At 38.3% G+C, this 16,640-nt stretch carries 17 protein-coding genes; 13 read left to right on the top strand and 4 right to left on the bottom strand.

What is annotated here, in order from left to right; translation table 11 throughout:
• The 5 genes from Q8907_03745 to Q8907_03725 all read left to right on the top strand — a co-directional run.
• Nucleotides 1-777, top strand: a 777-nt coding sequence (locus tag Q8907_03745) for a prephenate dehydratase (GenBank protein MDP4273373.1), incomplete at its 5' end; no start/stop codon positions are given.
• A 22-nt stretch (nt 778-799) separates the two neighbouring features.
• On the top strand, nt 800-1,903 hold the full coding sequence (locus Q8907_03740) for a bifunctional 3-deoxy-7-phosphoheptulonate synthase/chorismate mutase type II (protein MDP4273372.1): 1,104 nt from the start codon (nt 800-802) through the stop codon (nt 1,901-1,903).
• Between the two features lie 45 nt (nt 1,904-1,948).
• Entirely contained in the window at nt 1,949-2,977 is a 1,029-nt protein-coding gene (aroB, locus tag Q8907_03735; protein ID MDP4273371.1) for a 3-dehydroquinate synthase, read from the top strand.
• Nucleotides 2,964-3,608, top strand: coding sequence for a type I 3-dehydroquinate dehydratase (locus Q8907_03730; protein ID MDP4273370.1), 645 nt, complete (start codon nt 2,964-2,966; stop codon nt 3,606-3,608). The genes aroB and Q8907_03730 overlap by 14 nt, the downstream gene beginning before the upstream one ends.
• A 6-nt stretch (nt 3,609-3,614) precedes the next feature.
• A complete protein-coding gene (locus Q8907_03725; GenBank protein ID MDP4273369.1) occupies nt 3,615-4,586 on the top strand; it encodes a chorismate synthase in 972 nt (323 codons plus the stop codon).
• A 22-nt stretch (nt 4,587-4,608) separates the two neighbouring features.
• Here Q8907_03725 and Q8907_03720 read toward each other — a convergent pair whose 3' ends face one another.
• The gene (locus Q8907_03720; GenBank protein ID MDP4273368.1) at nt 4,609-5,064 is read right to left on the bottom strand and encodes a hypothetical protein; all 456 of its coding nucleotides are present in this window, start codon (nt 5,062-5,064) and stop codon (nt 4,609-4,611) included.
• A gap of 117 nt (nt 5,065-5,181) precedes the next feature.
• Here Q8907_03720 and Q8907_03715 point away from each other — a divergent pair, with 117 nt between their 5' ends.
• The 3 genes from Q8907_03715 to Q8907_03705 all read left to right on the top strand — a co-directional run bounded on the left by Q8907_03715 (nt 5,182) and on the right by Q8907_03705 (nt 8,595).
• Nucleotides 5,182-5,871, top strand: coding sequence for a DUF554 domain-containing protein (locus tag Q8907_03715; GenBank protein ID MDP4273367.1), 690 nt, complete (start codon nt 5,182-5,184; stop codon nt 5,869-5,871).
• Nucleotides 5,872-5,924: 53 nt separating this feature from the next.
• On the top strand, nt 5,925-7,361 hold the full coding sequence (locus tag Q8907_03710) for an RNase adapter RapZ (GenBank protein ID MDP4273366.1): 1,437 nt from the start codon (nt 5,925-5,927) through the stop codon (nt 7,359-7,361).
• A 241-nt stretch (nt 7,362-7,602) separates the two neighbouring features.
• Complete coding sequence (locus Q8907_03705) at nt 7,603-8,595, top strand: type IX secretion system membrane protein PorP/SprF (GenBank protein MDP4273365.1); 993 nt, start codon at nt 7,603-7,605, stop codon at nt 8,593-8,595.
• Nucleotides 8,596-8,640: 45 nt separating this feature from the next.
• Here the strand turns inward: Q8907_03705 and Q8907_03700 are convergent, their stop codons facing one another.
• From Q8907_03700 to Q8907_03690, 3 genes are read right to left on the bottom strand one after another with little or no spacing between them, the layout of a single operon-like run.
• Nucleotides 8,641-9,585, bottom strand: coding sequence for a D-2-hydroxyacid dehydrogenase (locus Q8907_03700; protein ID MDP4273364.1), 945 nt, complete (start codon nt 9,583-9,585; stop codon nt 8,641-8,643).
• 30 nt (nt 9,586-9,615) lie between these two features.
• Nucleotides 9,616-9,954: an STAS domain-containing protein gene (locus tag Q8907_03695; GenBank protein MDP4273363.1), complete on the bottom strand. Its 339-nt coding sequence runs from the start codon at nt 9,952-9,954 to the stop codon at nt 9,616-9,618.
• A 28-nt stretch (nt 9,955-9,982) separates the two neighbouring features.
• On the bottom strand, nt 9,983-10,324 hold the full coding sequence (locus Q8907_03690) for an Hpt domain-containing protein (protein ID MDP4273362.1): 342 nt from the start codon (nt 10,322-10,324) through the stop codon (nt 9,983-9,985).
• Between the two features lie 360 nt (nt 10,325-10,684).
• Here Q8907_03690 and Q8907_03685 point away from each other — a divergent pair, with 360 nt between their 5' ends.
• The 5 genes from Q8907_03685 to Q8907_03665 form a co-directional block, all read left to right on the top strand.
• Nucleotides 10,685-11,731: a tetratricopeptide repeat protein gene (locus Q8907_03685; GenBank protein ID MDP4273361.1), complete on the top strand. Its 1,047-nt coding sequence runs from the start codon at nt 10,685-10,687 to the stop codon at nt 11,729-11,731.
• A gap of 36 nt (nt 11,732-11,767) precedes the next feature.
• Nucleotides 11,768-13,825, top strand: a complete 2,058-nt coding sequence (locus Q8907_03680) for an OmpA family protein (protein ID MDP4273360.1) — start codon at nt 11,768-11,770, stop codon at nt 13,823-13,825.
• Between the two features lie 290 nt (nt 13,826-14,115).
• Entirely contained in the window at nt 14,116-15,198 is a 1,083-nt protein-coding gene (gcvT, locus tag Q8907_03675) for a glycine cleavage system aminomethyltransferase GcvT (GenBank protein MDP4273359.1), read from the top strand.
• Nucleotides 15,199-15,309: 111 nt separating this feature from the next.
• Nucleotides 15,310-16,068: a 2-phosphosulfolactate phosphatase gene (locus Q8907_03670; GenBank protein ID MDP4273358.1), complete on the top strand. Its 759-nt coding sequence runs from the start codon at nt 15,310-15,312 to the stop codon at nt 16,066-16,068.
• A 93-nt stretch (nt 16,069-16,161) separates the two neighbouring features.
• On the top strand, nt 16,162-16,640 hold a 479-nt coding region (locus Q8907_03665), incomplete at its 3' end, for an aminotransferase class V-fold PLP-dependent enzyme (protein ID MDP4273357.1).

The raw sequence follows: 16,640 nt of genomic DNA, 5'->3' as shown, positions 1-16,640 counted from the left end.
TATTTCGGCAGTGAGGAATTCGAACTGGTTCCCTGCCGTACCTTCAATGACGAATTCAAAGTGTTGAACGGCGGGGATGCCGATTATGGGATCATGGCAATTGAAAACTCGGTAGCAGGAAGTATATTGCCCAATTATGCCCTGCTTAGTGAATCAAACATGAAGATTGTGGGAGAAGTTTATGTTCGTATTCAGCAAAACTTGGCCGCACTTCCCGGACAAAAAATCGAGGACATCCGTGAAGTTTACTCCCATCCTATGGCTATTCTGCAATGCCAGAAATTTTTCGACAATTATCCCCATATCCGGTTGATCAATTCTGACGATACCGCTATTAGTGCAAAAGAGATACGTGTTAAAAACCAGGAAAATGTTGGGGCAATTTGCAGCACACTTGCCGCAAAACGTTATGGACTGGAGATTTTAGCACACGGCATAGAAACCAATCAGCGCAACTACACCCGTTTTTTAATTCTATATGATAAAGAAAAAGATTTTCAGTTCGACAAAGAGATCAACAAAGCTTCTGTTTGTTTCTCCCTGGCTGATGAAATTGGAGAATTATCCAAAGTATTGTCCATATTCTCATTTTATAATATTAACTTGAGTAAAATTCAGTCACTTCCTATCATTGGAAAAGAATGGGAATATCAATTCTATGTAGATCTCGAATTCAAGGATTATAAAATCTATCGGCAGGCACTGGTTGCCATTGAACCTTTAATCAGCGATTTAAGCATTTTGGGCGAATATCCGGTTGGAGAAAAAATCATTTAACTACCTTAAAAAAAAATTAAACATGAAAGCAACATTAGATTTAAAACCATTTCCTTTCACCGGCGAAGGATTTGAACGCCCTTTGATCATAGCAGGGCCTTGCAGCGCTGAAACCGAAGATCAGGTACTTGAAACGGCAAAGGAATTGGCCAAACATAACGTCAAGATATTCAGGGCCGGAATCTGGAAACCCCGGACCAGGCCCAACTCATTTGAAGGGGTAGGGTCAGTAGGACTTTCATGGCTGAAGAGGGTAAAGGAAGAAACCGGAATGCTCGTAGCAACTGAGGTAGCCAACATGAAACATGCTTATGAAGCCCTCAAATATGGCGTAGATATTTTATGGATCGGGGCCAGGACTTCTGCCAATCCCTTTGCTGTCCAGGAAATTGCAGACACATTGAAAGGTACGGATATCCCGGTTTTGGTAAAAAATCCCGTAAATCCGGATTTGGAATTGTGGATTGGAGCTTTGGAAAGGCTGAATAAGGCAGGGATAACCAAACTGGCAGCAATACACCGTGGGTTCTCCAGCTTCGACAATTCGGTTTACAGGAATACCCCTCAATGGCAGATTCCTATTGAACTCAGGAGAAGATTGCCTCAGTTGCCTATTATTACCGATCCCAGTCACATTTCAGGAAACCGCAAATATCTGCTAGAGATATCACAAAAGGCAATGGACCTTGATTTCGACGGACTGATCATTGAATCGCATATTCATCCTGAAGAAGCGCTCAGCGACGCCAGCCAACAGCTCACCCCTGACGACCTCCAACAACTGATCAATAAACTTGTCCTGAGAAAACCCGATCCTACGGGAGAAGCACTTGTTACCCTGGAAGAACTCAGGGTGCTCATTGATAAGTATGATGACGAAATTATGACTATTTTTGACAAACGTATGAAGGTTGCCGAAGATATAGGCCGTTATAAAAAGGCTAACGCAATCACTATTTTACAAACAAAACGTTGGGATGAAATATTAAATAAACGCGTTGGCATGGGACAAAAAATGGGGCTAAGCGCCGAATTTATCGAAACGGTTTATAAAGCCATTCATATTGAATCCATCAACCACCAAAATGCCATCATGAACGAAAACGAAGAAGAGAAAATACAATAATGTCGATTGTTTTTATTGACAAATAATTCAGAAAGCCAAAGGAAAATGCAAAAAATAACAATAACTGCCGGCACAGCCCAATCAGATATTTTATTGGGCGAGTCATTGAAAAATGTCTCAAAATATTTACCTGCAGGTAAAACAGTAATTGTAACGGATGAATACGTCGAAAGTCTCTATGGCAAAGATTTTCCAGAGGTTCCTGTAATTAAAATCGGACGTGGTGAACAAATCAAGACCCTGGAAACTCTAAAAGATATTTATGACAAATTTCTGGAATATGAAGTTGACCGTTCCTCTTTTATCCTTGGAATTGGAGGAGGGATTGTTTGCGACATCACTGGTTTTGCAGCATCCACGTTTATGAGAGGGGTACCTTTCGGCTTTGTCTCTACCACCCTGCTCTCGCAGGTAGATGCCAGCATAGGCGGAAAAAACGGGGTAAATTTCCATGGTTTCAAAAATATGATCGGTGTCTTTGCCCAGCCCAAATTCGTAATTTGCGATTTCGAGCTGCTCAGGACACTGGATGAAAGAACTTATAATTCCGGCCTTGCCGAAATAGCAAAGGCTGCAATGATCAAAGATGCAGAATTGTTCAATTTCCTGGTAAGAAACTACAGCCGGGCTCTTCAGCATGATATTCCCGTGGTTCACAAAATCGTGCACGACTCATTAATGGTAAAAGCTGCTATTGTCCAGGCGGATGAAAAAGAAAAAGGAGAACGCCGCAAATTGAATTTCGGACATACCCTGGGACATGCTGTTGAAAAGCTTTGCGGACTGATGCATGGCGAGAGCATCAGCATAGGAATAGTACTGGCTGCAGGTATCTCCATGAAAAAGGGCTTTCTGAATCAGGAAGATTATCAGAAAGTTATTAAATTACTTAAAAATTTTCAGCTGCCCACCTCTCTGGACATTGATAAATCCAAATTGTTTGACGTATTGAGAAAAGACAAAAAACGGGAAGGCGACAGCATAAATTTTGTTTTTCTTAAAAAAATCGGAGAAGCTGTTGTTGAAAAAATCACACTTAATGAAATGGAGGAATTGATAGATGATCTGCATTAGTTTTTGCGAACCGGATTTCGCAAAATGTCTGTACCAGGTTAAAAAAGAAGAACTTGCAGAGATCCGTCTCGATTTGGTCGATTATTCCGAGGAAGAAATAAAACAGATATTTTCCTGCGGGACAAAATTAATCGCTACCTGCCGTGCCGGAAAATTTACGGACGAAGAACGGAAGGCGAAACTGGTAAAAGCCATAGAATCTGGAGCTGCTTATGTCGACATCGAATTAGAATCAACTGCCGGTTACCGACAATACCTGATGCAAGTGGCAAAAAGACACAATTGCCAGGTAATCATCTCTTTCCATGATTTTGAAAAAACCCCTGCCCTTTTTGATTTGCTAAAAGTAATTGAAACAGCTTCAGGCTGGGGCGCAGATATCACAAAAATTGCCTGCATGGTAAATGATATAAAAGACGTTTCCCGTCTTCTTGGGTTATATAACAGCAAAGGAAAGATTGTTGCATTTGGGATGGGCGATAAAGGGCAATTTTCAAGGGTTGCATCCCTGATATTGGGAGCCGAATTCACTTTCGCCGTGCTTGATGAAAGTAAACAAACGGCACCCGGACAACTCACAAAACAGCAAGTAGAAAAAGCTTTGGATTTTCTGAACAACCTAAAATCATAAGACAAAATGAACAGTTTTGGCCGAATTTTCAGAATAAATATTTTCGGGGAATCTCATGGCGTTGCAGCAGGCATCGTTGTTGATGGCTGTCCTCCGGGTATTCCGCTTAAAGAAGAAGATTTTCTCCCCGATTTACTTCGCAGAAAGAGCGGTGCCAAAGGCACTACTCCCCGTCTCGAATCGGATTTGCCAATCATACAGAGCGGGGTATTTAATGGCACGACAACAGGTGCTCCTATTTCAATCATTTTTAAAAATGACAATACCCGTTCTTCTGATTATTCGGAACTGGTCGACACTCCCCGCCCGGGCCATGCTGATTTTACAGCCCGGCAAAAATATAAAGGTTTTAATGATTACCGGGGAGGCGGTCATTTCTCCGGTCGAATTACCCTGGGACTGGTAGCAGCCGGTGTAATAGCAAAAAAAATCATCCCTTCGGTTCAGATTTGCGCAAAACTTATTGAGGTTGGCGGCAGCAGCAATATTGACGAAGCCCTTACAACGGCCATGAATAAAGGCGATTCTGTAGGCGGACTAATTGAATGTTCTGTTTCCAATATACCGGCCGGACTGGGGGAACCCTTTTTCGATTCCGTTGAATCTGTGCTTAGCCACATTATTTTTTCCATACCTGCCATAAAAGGGATAGAATTCGGAAGCGGATTTGATGCAGCCCGCATGTATGGAAGCGAACACAATGATTGCTTTAATGATATAGACGGGAAAACAGCCACCAATCATTCAGGTGGAATCAACGGCGGCATCTCAAACGGGAATGACCTGCGTTTCAAAGTGGCAGTAAAACCCACATCAAGTATTTCCAAACCTCAGCATACCCTAAATTTTAAGACAGGAAACATGACAGACCTTATCATTAAAGGAAGGCACGATTCCTGTATAGCACTAAGAGTTCCGGTAATTGTTGAAGCAGCAACTGCCGTTGTACTTGCTGATTTTTACCTGATCAATAAGTAAGCCGGTTGATATGGACACAGCCTCAATTGCCAATGACCCATAAAACTCTGCCTTCATCGATACATTGATCAACCAGGGAAATAAGATCGGCGTTAGCCTTTTTTATTTTAACCAGGTAATGATCCCAGTTAGGACTCCAACTTTTATCCTGCTTTTCGAGTTCAAGAATAAAGGCGGTGCCTAAAAAAACAGAACCTATGTATTCGGTAAAAAGTTCTTCAGTATTTATTTTTTCAAGGGATTCCAAATTCTCTTTAAGTGCATTTCGTAAGGGAATAATCTGCCTCGAATTAAAACGGGTTGCTCCAAAATATTCGTAAAGCTTATTGGCTTTTTCAAAACAGGATGCAAACAAATTAAACAATTCGGTATCAATAAATTTCGATTCGGTATCACAGGTAATATAATTGTCGTTATCGCCGGTAATATTAAGTTCGACAAAATTCAACTTGTCCGAAGAATAAATTTCAAGCCTCATGGTATTTATTTAAAAAAATAAATTTAAAAATTAAATCAGACTTTAACAAAATATAAATTTTGAGTTTTTTCAGCTAAAAAGATTTATGTTTGTCCCAATTTATTAATTTTTTGTTTGATGTTGATTACAGGAACACTTATCAATGCCAGTGCAGTAATAATCGGAAGTACTGCTGGTATCCTGCTGCATTCGCACATGCCGGCTAAAGCGAATAAAATAGTATTTCAATCAAATGGATTGTTTACTTTATTTTTAGGAATAAGCATGGCTTTAAAAACGCATAATTTTCTCATTCTCATCTTCAGCATATTACTTGGAACACTTGCCGGTGAATGGATGCACCTGGACAACAAAATAGACCACTTTGGAGAATTCCTGAAAGAAAAGATAAAATCGAAAAATGAAAGGTTCTCGGAGGGCCTGGTTATGTCTTTTCTGATGTTTTGCATGGGCTCCATGACAATCCTGGGTGCTTTCGAAGAAGGTCTGGGCGGGAAACCCAATCTCTTACTCTCCAAGTCAGTACTGGATGGATTTGGTTCAGTTGCTCTTGCGTCAGTTTTTGGAATAGGAGTCTTATTTTCAGTGGTTCCTTTACTTATTTACCAGGGAGGGCTTACCCTGTTCGCCTCATCCTTAGGCAACCTCCTCTCGAATTCGGCTATCGACGAGATGTCGGCCGTAGGTGGCCTTCTTTTACTTGGTTTAGGACTAACTTTGCTCGACATAAAAAAAATGAAAGTAGTCAATATGCTTCCTGCCCTGCTGGTGGCTATTTTACTGGACTATATTGTAAAATTATTGTGAGGGCTTGTCACTCCTTAACGAATTGCTACCTTTGTAAAAATTATTAACTGGTTATGTCGGAAAAAGAAAAATTACAATACTTGGTTTCTATGTTTCAGCAGTGGAGCGGAGAAAAGGTGCAGGAAACTATCTTTTTACCCCCTTCAGGATCATATAGGGAATATTACCGCATGATTAGTCCTCATTCACAAGCAATTGGCGTTTATAATGAAGACCATAAAGAAAACCTTGCTTTTCTGAACTTTACCAGACATTTTTTTTCGATTGGATTACCAGTACCCCAGTTATATGCCGAAGATCTGCCGCATAATGTTTATCTTTTGGAAGATCTGGGTGACACTACCCTTTTGAACTACCTGAATTCACAAAAAGAGATAGACAACAACAATCTGGATTTTTATGATATTTATAAAAAGATAATAAACATTCTGCCTACTTTTCAGATAAAAGGAGGAAAGGATCTGGATTATAGTTATTGTTACCCACGCGCAGCTTTCGATAAGCAATCCATGATGTGGGATCTGAACTATTTCAAATATTATTTCCTGAAACTGGCCAAAATACCTTTTGACGAGCAAAATCTCGAAAATGACTTTCAAACCTTTTCGGATTTTCTACTTCAAGCCGACAGCAATTATTTCCTTTACCGCGATTTCCAGTCGCGCAATATAATGCTCAAAGATGGTAAGGTATTTTTCATCGATTACCAGGGAGGACGCCGTGGTGCTTTGCAATATGACCTTGCATCCTTGCTGTTCGAAGCAAAAACGAACCTTCCTTTTGGATTTAGGGAAGAATTGCTTGAATATTACATTCAACAGCTTAATCTGATTCAGCCGGTTGAAACAAAAACATTTAAAAAATTTTACTATGGTTTTGTCCTTATCCGTATGCTTCAGGCTATGGGGGCTTATGGTTTCAGAGGATTTTATGAGAAAAAAACACTTTTTTTACAAAGTATTCCCGGTGCTTTGCGTAATGTTGAATGGTGGCTAAAAAATGCGGATCTTCCGCTTGAAATTCCCGAATTACGAAAAGTCCTGGAATTATTGAACCAATCTGAGTTTTTGAAAGAAATAGTCAGGTCGTCTTCAAAACTGACAGTTGAGATCAACAGTTTCTCATACCGGCGTGGTATTCCGGTTGACGAAAGCGGGAATGGCGGGGGCTTTGTGTTCGATTGCCGGTTCATCCATAATCCGGGAAGATATGATAAATATAAGGACCTTACCGGACAGGATGAAGAGGTTAAAAAATTCTTCACCGAACAAAGTGAAATGGACGATTTCCTGAAAGATGTTTTCTCAATGATCGACAGGGCTGTCAAAAAGTACCAACAGCGTCATTACCAACATCTTGTTGTAAATTTCGGATGTACAGGTGGACAACATCGGTCGGTATATGCAGCCGAACAACTGTCCAAACATTTGTCATCAAAATATGACATTTCGATTATCGTAAGGCACAGGGAAAGGGAATCAATCCATTAATCTGTCAAATTTGTCAAAAAAACACTTCAAAAAGCCTAGATAAAACAGCTATTCCGTCCGTTTCATCTAGGTTTTTGACATTTTCAATTCAAATACTGTCGGTTTATCAAATAATACCTCCCATTGGTCAAAGCATTTAAATATCCTATGGAATAAGGACTTATATTTGTAACAACAAAAAGTACTAATCGTTAAAGTGCCCAGAAAGTGAGATTAAAATATTCAAAGCACTAAAAAAATTATGGACAAATTACTAAAAACTTCTCTAATTCTTTTCTCCCTGGCTTTTTCTTTTATGCAAGCCAACAGTCAACAACTTCCCCTATACAGCCAATACATGATGAATAAATTCCTTCTTAATCCGGCTTTAGCAGGAGGTGAAGGATATACCACTGTGAATCTCACCGCACGTGAACAATGGTTAGGACTTAAAGATGCCCCTTCTACACATGCTTTAAGTGTTCAAACCAGACTTTTAAACAACAACTTTATTTTGAGGCGTCCTTCGGTAAGAAGAAGGCAGTATAGAAGCTCCAGAGGCGGAAATGTCGGTTTGGGGGCTTACTTGTACAATGATAGAAATGGAATTTTCGACCGTACAGGCATTCAGTTGACCTATGCATACCATATTCCTATGAATGAATCCCAGTTATCCTTCGGAGTTTCAGCAACTGCTTTTCAATTCACTCTGAACGACCAACTTTTAAAATTATATCAACAACAGGATCAATTAGTCAACGGGAGCGATAAAACGCTTTATGTTCCGGATGCCAATTTTGGGGTATACTATGGCACGCCCACCTATTACGTCGGACTTTCAGCAGCCCAATTGTTACAATCTTCGTTGAAATTTGGTTCAGAGGGTGGAAGCGATTTCAAAATGTTACGTACTTATTTTCTAACTGGTGGGTACAAATGGGATTTGAGGAATGATTACGAAATAGAACCTTCTCTTTTAATGAAGACTACTGAAAATTTCAAACCTCAACTGGATATTAACACAAAAGTTTATTATCAGGACAAATATTGGGGCGGACTTTCATACCGCACTGGAAACGGTGGCGGAGCATTAATATTTATGGCTGGCTTAAAAGTAGATAAATTCTATTTCGGTTATGCCTTTGATTATACTTTGAGTAACATTGGTCGTTACACTTACGGATCTCATGAGGTGATGATTGCCGCCAAATTCGGAAGCACTCCAAGACGGTATAAATGGCTCAATAATTATTAATCAGCAGATTGCTGATTTTTGATTAATCTTATATCTGATTATTTTTTAACCTGCAATACCGGACATAAAAATCCGGATATTTTCTGCAACTTTTTCCACCAGCAGAGTTCTTGCTTCAACGCTTGCCCAGGCGATATGAGGTGTAATAAGTAATTTATCCTTGTTTTTTATTTTCAACAATGGATTCTCAGCAGCAACAGGTTCCTGATGCAGGACATCCAGAGCAGCACCTGCAATAATTTCAGCATCAAGTGCTTTAGCCAGATCATTTTCATTGACAATCCCCCCTCTACCCACATTTATCAATATGGCGGAAGGTTTCATCAGCTTTAGATAATCATAGGAAAGCAAACCCAGGGTATTTTTATTTAAGGGAGCATGAATAGAAACCACCTCAGAAGTTTTTAAAAGCTCTTCAAGCGAAAGTCTTTGATAAGAAGAATTATTATTTTTTCCGGAAGTAGAATAATAAACGACCTTGCAGCCAAAACTTTGAGCGATCAATGCTACTCTTTTACCAATGGTTCCCAATCCAATTATTCCAAACTGTTTTCCTTTCAACTGCCAAAATCCTTCCCCTATATGTGTAAAGATAGAACTTTTGCTAAACTCGCCGGAACGTACATAATCGTCATAAAACCGGAGATGGTTTAAAAGATACAATAACATGGCAAAAGTTGTCTGTGCTACACTTTCAGTGGAATAGCCTGCCACATTTTTCACCACGATATTCCTTTCTCTTGCATAGTCCAGGTCAACATTATTCATACCTGTAGCTGTAAGGCATATCAATTTGAGCTCAGGCAATAAAGACAACCTGGCTTTATCAAAGATCACCTTGTTGGTAATGACAATTTCTTTGCCCCGGCAACGGTCAACTACCTCAGAAGCAGAAGTGGTTTCATAAAAATCAATTTCGCCAAAACGTTTCAGGATGTGCAAATTGGGAACATTGCCTAATGTCAATGTATCAAGGAAAACTATATTCATTTGGGATTTTCAGTGCAAACAGGGGACTGTCTAACTTATGCTTTTCAGGCAATCATTCAGATTACTATAAATCTCAAAAACATTATGCAATTGAAGCATCTTAAACAATTCCATTACCGAAGGAGTTACATTACATATCTTGAAAGTGCCATAGTTATTATTGGCTGTTTTTAAAGTAGAAAGAAATGCTGCGAAACCCGAACTATCAATAAATTCAATACCCTCCAAATTCATGACCAGCTTAGTATTCGGTTTATTGAAAAAACCAACAAGTTCTTCCTTTACTGATTCTGAAATCAATGCATTAAGCCTGTTTGACCCCTCGATACTAACAACATAAACGTCATCAATTCTTTCAGTCTTCAACATATTACTATACTTTAGTTAAAATTATTCTTTAGTTTTTAGGATTTATAGATTGAAGTTCTTTGACTGCCTCATCGCAGGATTCATTGAACTTTCTAACATATTCCGGATAACTTTCTGTCTCCTTTTTATCTCTAGCAAGTAATTCAAGAGTTTTCAAATCATCAGCCAATTCTTTCATCCCCATTATTGCAACAGAAGACTTAGCCTTATGGGCAATTTTACCCAAAGATTCCCAATCCTGCTCCTGTAAATCACGCTTCATCTCATCCTTATATTCCTGAACCTGGGAAATAAAAATGTCAATCATTTCCTTGATCAGATTATCTGAATCGCTGGTTAAACTTCTTAAATAGGTTAAATCTGTCTTCATTTTTAATCAAACTTTTCAACATTTCTCATTCCAAAATTTCGCCTGAAACGAAATCATCTTCTCAACCTTTATAGAGTTTCAATAATTTGAAATTCAAGCATTTCCGCCAATCAACAACTTTATCAGGACATAAAAATTTCCACCCTCGAATATTCCCTGAAATCCCTTAATTCGTATCTGAATTGGTAAAAATAATTATTGTATAAAGATAGAGCATAATCTACGAATAATGAATGAATAATTAAATTTTTGCAAATAAATGATTTTATTTTAAACTTTTTACATAAACTGTTTAGGAATTCGATTTTATTTTAGAAATTTAATTTTTTATTCAAACAGTAATCATAAAAACTTTTTCACGTGAAAAAAATAGCAGATATTTGGAAAACAATATGCTTTATGTTTATCCTCCTGAATTGCGGGCAACTATATGGGCAGGAAAATATTAATGAAAGGTTGTCAAAATCAGCATACAATAAAGGAATTGAACAAATAAGAAAACAGAACTTTACAGAAGCTGAAGCTTGTTTTAATAAATCTATCAGTCTGGACAATAAAAATTACTTAACCTATCTACAAAGAGGGAAAGTAAAGGCAAAATTAAATAATCCTGCTGATGCCCTTTCTGATCTCTATAAGGCTTTAAGCCTGAAAAATGATTTGGGCGAAGCCTTTTTTGCCATAGGCGCCATTCAGGTTGGCCTGAAAAAATACAATGAAGCTTATGTCAACTTTTCAAAATCTATTCAGTATGGATTTAAGGATCCCATGTTATATTATTTGAAGGGCGTGATTGATCTTCACAAAAAAGATTATAGCACTGCGCTCGTTGATTTCTCATTGGCAATAGAGCAACAAGATGATTTTGCCTATGCTTACCATGACAGGGCAGCCGCCAAATTCAAACTAAATGATCTTCAGGGGGCCATGCGCGATTATTTGGAAGCCATCAATTACAATCCCCAAATGGCCAGTGCATATAGCAATCTGGGGAGTGTAAAAACAAAATCAGGAGATTTTAAAGGTGCTGTTGAAGATTATACAAAAGCCATAAAAATGCAACCCAATAATTATATTTCATTGAATAACAGAGGTTATGTAAAATATCAGCTGGGCGATTTTCAGGGAGCAATCGACGATTTCAATCAGTCATTAACATTAAAAAAAGATTACACTTATGCCCTTAACAACCTGGCAATTGCAAAAAACAAAATCAACGATCCCCAAGCTGCTTATGAAGCTTTTTCTAAAGCCGTCCAAATCGATAATGATTTCGGAACCGCATATCTGAACCGTGGTTGCGTATCAGAACTTATGGGCAATATAGACTCCGCCTGCCAGGATTGGCATAAAGCACAGGATTTAGGCATTAAAGAAGCATCAGCTTATATTAAAGAATGTAAATAACTTAAGATTTCAGGTATTTATCACACTAGATTAACAATGAAAAAATTCATATCAATCATATTAACAGTGGCCTTTTTTTCTTCTTTGGTGGTTGCCCAGGAAGATGTTAAAATCCGGCGGGGAGATTTTAAAACCTCTTCCGAAGGTTTTAAAGCGGCCTGGAAAAATATCAGGTTAGGGAATAAATATTATAAGCAGGGGAAAGGATATTATATAAATGCCCTTGAATGTTATGAAAAAGCATACCCGTATAATAAGAATAATCCGGGATTGAATTATAAACTTGGAGTATGCCATATTTTCTCCGACAGGAAATTTGAAGCAGTTGGATATTTTGAAAAAGCCGTGAAAGCCGATTCTTTAGTTTCGAAGGACATTCACTTTATGCTTGCCCGCGCTTATCAGTTAAACTCCGAATTCGATAAAGCCATTAAACAGTATAATATCACCAAACAGGCTTATGGTCCAAAAAAACTAAAACATTTAAAACTTAACCTCGATAAGTTTATAGAAGAATGCAACAATGGGAATGAATTAGCGGCTCATCCCAATAAGTCTTTGGTCATCAATCTTGGACCTGCCATCAACTCAAAATACGATGACTACAATGCAGTTGTTTCCGACAACGATTCTTTGATGTACTTTACTTCCAGACGGGCCGACTTGGGAAATACTAAAATTTGCCCGGCAGACAACAAGTACTTCGAAGACATCTTTTTCTCAGAAAAAATTAACGGCAAATGGAAAGAAGCCAGCCGGATGTCAGCCCCCATCAATACAAAACATAATGATGCCGCTGTCTGCCTTTCAAAAGACAATCAAACATTATATGTTTATAATGGCTTTAAAAACGGAGGCACCATACTGGCAAGTTCAAAAAATAAGAGACTATGGACAAAACCTAAAAAGCTGCCTTTTAAAATTGACAAATATCGTATGACAAGTATGAGCGTTTCTTCTGACGGGAATACCATATACTTTGTTTCCTCTAATCCCAAAACTTCCATAGGGGGAAAGGATATTTATTTTGTCAGGAAAAACGGGAAAGGTAAATGGGGAAAACCTCAAAATATAGGTGATGTAATCAACACCACTGAAGATGAAGAAGGTGTTTTTATTACCCAACATGACAGTGTTCTGTATTTTAGTTCAAAGGGGCACAACACAATGGGTGGATATGATATCTTCAGGTCAAGACTGTCAAAGGAAGGCATCTGGTTAAAAGCCGAAAACGTTGGTATTCCAGTCAATACTCCGGATGATGATATCTTTTTTGCCCTTTCACCCAATGGACGGCAGGGCTATTACTCAACCATCCGTCAGGGAGGATTAGGAATGAAGGATATCTATAAAGTCATTTTTCTGGGTTCCGAAAAGCAGCTGATTTTCACCAGGGAAGATAATCTAATTGCGAATGACATAGAACCCATAGACCCGTTTTTCAAAAAACTCCCGTCAAAAGTCAGCATAGACACCACCTATTTTCTGAAAGGGAAAGTAACTGACGTGGCAGATCATAATCCAATCATCTCAAAAATCAACCTGGTTGATCAGGATAAAAGCATGACCATTGCCACTGCCATTTCAGATTCTATGGGCAACTTCCTGATTAAATTGCCGTCAAGAAAAAAATACGGAGTAGAAGTGACAGCCAAAGGATATTTATTTTATGTAGGTATACTGCCCATTACAGAGGCCATAACCAGTGATACCATTATTAGAAATTTCACTCTTCAAAAGGTTGAAGTCGGTACAAAAGTGGTCCTGAAAAACATATTCTTTGAATTGAACAAAGCAAAACTCACCCCTGCTTCTTATCAGGAATTGCAAGTTGTTTTAAAATTATTAAAAGACAACCCGACCATGAAAATAGAAATTTCGGGACATACCGATAATGTGGGAAGCCTTAAATCCAACACTTTGCTTTCGGCAGCAAGGGCAAAGGCTGTATCTACTTACCTTATTTCAAAAGGAATTAACAAAACCCGATTAACGAGTAAAGGATACGCATTCACCCAGCCTGTTGCACCCAACAATACAGTCGAAGGAAGAGCGCTAAACAGAAGGGTGGAATTTAAAATATTAAAAAAATAAAATTTTCATAGTTAATAAAATGATTTTTAATTGATTTGATGCAGAAAAATCCCATGATCTAAAGTCTCTTTTGGACCAGAAATCATGGGATTTTTTTAGTAAAAAGAATTATCCCCAACAACTTTAAATTATTCATTTTTATGAGAAAGTTGAACAGATAAAAAAGGAGGCATTAAATCTGTTAAACCGGTGGACTTATTTATTTTTCAAACAAAATTATTTTATACATTAAATATTTTAATTTTGTGGTTAATACAAACCGCATCCTTATTGATAACAAACAACATATAATGAAAAATACCATATTTACAGAGACTCATAAACAATTGGGGGCCAAAATGGCTCCTTTCGCAGGGTATAATATGCCCATTGAATATAGCGGCATCACTGATGAACATCTGACAGTACGTCAGGGAGTTGGAGTATTCGACGTATCGCACATGGGTGAATTTTGGGTAAAAGGTCCCAAGGCCATAGAACTTATTCAATGGGTCACTTCAAATGACGCTTCTAAACTCGAACCTGGTAAAGCTCAATATTCCTGTTTACCCAATGGCCAAGGAGGAATAGTTGACGATTTACTTGTTTATTATTATGAAAAAGAGAAGTATTTACTTGTTGTAAATGCCGCCAATATTGAAAAAGACTGGAAATGGATAAACGACCAGAATAAATTTGGAGCAGAGCTTGAAAATGCATCTGATAAAATTTCACAGCTGGCCGTTCAGGGCCCAAAAGCAATAGATGTACTTCAAAAACTCACAGACATCAACCTTTCCGACCTCAAATACTATACCTTCACAACAGGGACTATAGCCGGAATCGACAGAGTTATCATATCCGCAACTGGATATACAGGAGCCGGAGGTTTCGAACTTTATTTCTACAACAATGATGGCGAAAAATTGTGGAAAGCTCTTTTTGAAGCAGGAGCCGAATTTGGCATTAAACCTGTAGGCTTGGGCGCCAGGGATACTTTACGTCTGGAAATGGGCTATTGTTTATACGGAAACGATATAGACGATACCACCTCCCCTATTGAAGCAGGATTGGGATGGATAACCAAATTTAACGGAAACAAAACCTTTATTGACAAGGATTTTCTGTTCAAACAACACAAAGAAGGAGTTTCTCGAAAATTAGTAGGCTTTATCATGATAGACAAAGGCATTCCCCGCCATAATTATTCCATCACCGACAAAGATGGCGTTACAATTGGCCGGGTAACCTCAGGTTCAATTTCTCCCATGATGAAAGCAGGAATTGGAATGGGTTATGTTAAAAGCGACTACCTGGCAAACAATAAGGAAATATTCATAAGTGTCCGGAATAAATTTCTTAAGGCTCAGATTGTAAAACTTCCTGCTTTTTAAAGTTCGACAAAGCGGTGTGCCCGAAAACAAAGTTTATTTGCAATTTATAAAGTTTTAATGTTTTTTTGTAAGATTATTTAAAATTTAACCCGTTTCAGATTTAGAATATTAATGAACCAGGCAATCCGAAGCATAGAAGTATGTTTTTCACCTGCATTGTTTCCGCTTTTTAAAAATGAAAGTTCAATTGTTGTAATCGTTGATATATTAAGAGCTACTTCAGCAATATGTACAGCTTTTGCAAATGGAGCAGAAAAAATCATTCCGGTTTCAACCCTTGATGAAGCTCGCGAGTACAAAAAAAGAGGGTTTATAGTAGCTGCCGAACGTGATGGCTATGTTTTGGACTTTGCGGATTTCGGAAACTCTCCGTTTAATTTTTCAAGGGAAAAGGCTGGAGGGAAAACAATCGTTTATAGTACCACGAATGGGACACAAGCCATTAACCTGGCTAAAGATCATTATCAGATACTGGTCGGTTCATTTTTAAATTTAGATGCACTGTGCAAATGGATCGCAAAAGAAAACAGGAATGTTATTGTGCTTTGCGCAGGATGGAAAAACAAATTCAGTTTGGAAGACACCTTGTCAGCTGGTGCTATTGTCGACAATCTGATTTCGGAAGCAGGATATTCGACCGTCTGTGATTCAGCACTGGCAGCCCGGGATCTTTGGCGGGTGGCAAAAAAAGATTTGGTTTCCTATATACAAAAAGCAGCTCAACGAGAACGGCTCAGGCAAAAAGGTCTTGATGATGTGATCGAATATTGCCTCACCTTAAATTTACTCAAGGTAGTACCGGCCTTTATCGATGGCGCATTGACCGACCTTGTCAGGAACAGACAAATAACGACAATGGTTGGTGTATAAAAGGGAAAAGAGGCAGTGATGAACGTCATTTTTTATTATTTTTGAATTAATTTTTATTATTATACAATTAAATATCATAAATACATATCCACCATGAGAAAACACGTTTTTAATGCAGGTCCGTCTATCTTACCTCAGGTTGTGAGGGAAAATACAGCGAATGCAGTTTTAGAGTATAATGGATTAGGGATGTCCATTATGGAAATGTCACATCGTAGTAAAGACTTTCAGGCTGTGGTTGATGAAGCTGTTTCCCTTTTTAAGGAACTACTATCAATTCCTGAAGGCTATCATGTATTATTTCTTGGAGGTGGTGCCAGTATGCAATTTTGTATGGTTCCTTATAACTTGCTGAACAAAAAAGCCGCATATCTGGAAACTGGTGTTTGGGCAAAAAAGGCAATTAAAGAAGCCAAACTTTTCGGTGAAGTAGATGTAATAGCTTCCTCGGCCGACAAAAATTTTTCATATTATCCTAAAAACTTTTCTATACCCACAGATGCCGACTATTTCCACATCACTACAAACAACACCATTTACGGTACAGAAATATTTAAGGATATCGACTCCCC

It is taken from the genome of Bacteroidota bacterium (genome assembly GCA_030706565.1).
Lineage (GTDB): Bacteria > Bacteroidota > Bacteroidia > Bacteroidales > JAUZOH01 > JAUZOH01.
Note: the sequence above shows the minus strand (reverse complement) of the source record. Positions and strands in the feature narration are given on the sequence as shown.

Bases quoted from the DNA above. Each gene is read 5' to 3' on its own strand.
- Q8907_03740 (MDP4273372.1), top strand. From the start codon at position 800: ATGAAAGCAACATTAGATTTAAAACCATTTCCTTTCACCGGCGAAGGA.
- aroB (MDP4273371.1), top strand. From the start codon at position 1,949: ATGCAAAAAATAACAATAACTGCCGGCACAGCCCAATCAGATATTTTA.
- Q8907_03730 (MDP4273370.1), top strand. From the start codon at position 2,964: ATGATCTGCATTAGTTTTTGCGAACCGGATTTCGCAAAATGTCTGTAC.
- Q8907_03725 (MDP4273369.1), top strand. From the start codon at position 3,615: ATGAACAGTTTTGGCCGAATTTTCAGAATAAATATTTTCGGGGAATCT.
- Q8907_03720 (MDP4273368.1), bottom strand. From the start codon at position 5,064: ATGAGGCTTGAAATTTATTCTTCGGACAAGTTGAATTTTGTCGAACTT.
- Q8907_03715 (MDP4273367.1), top strand. From the start codon at position 5,182: ATGTTGATTACAGGAACACTTATCAATGCCAGTGCAGTAATAATCGGA.
- Q8907_03710 (MDP4273366.1), top strand. From the start codon at position 5,925: ATGTCGGAAAAAGAAAAATTACAATACTTGGTTTCTATGTTTCAGCAG.
- Q8907_03705 (MDP4273365.1), top strand. From the start codon at position 7,603: ATGGACAAATTACTAAAAACTTCTCTAATTCTTTTCTCCCTGGCTTTT.
- Q8907_03700 (MDP4273364.1), bottom strand. From the start codon at position 9,585: ATGAATATAGTTTTCCTTGATACATTGACATTAGGCAATGTTCCCAAT.
- Q8907_03695 (MDP4273363.1), bottom strand. From the start codon at position 9,954: ATGTTGAAGACTGAAAGAATTGATGACGTTTATGTTGTTAGTATCGAG.
- Q8907_03690 (MDP4273362.1), bottom strand. From the start codon at position 10,324: ATGAAGACAGATTTAACCTATTTAAGAAGTTTAACCAGCGATTCAGAT.
- Q8907_03680 (MDP4273360.1), top strand. From the start codon at position 11,768: ATGAAAAAATTCATATCAATCATATTAACAGTGGCCTTTTTTTCTTCT.
- gcvT (MDP4273359.1), top strand. From the start codon at position 14,116: ATGAAAAATACCATATTTACAGAGACTCATAAACAATTGGGGGCCAAA.
- Q8907_03670 (MDP4273358.1), top strand. From the start codon at position 15,310: ATGAACCAGGCAATCCGAAGCATAGAAGTATGTTTTTCACCTGCATTG.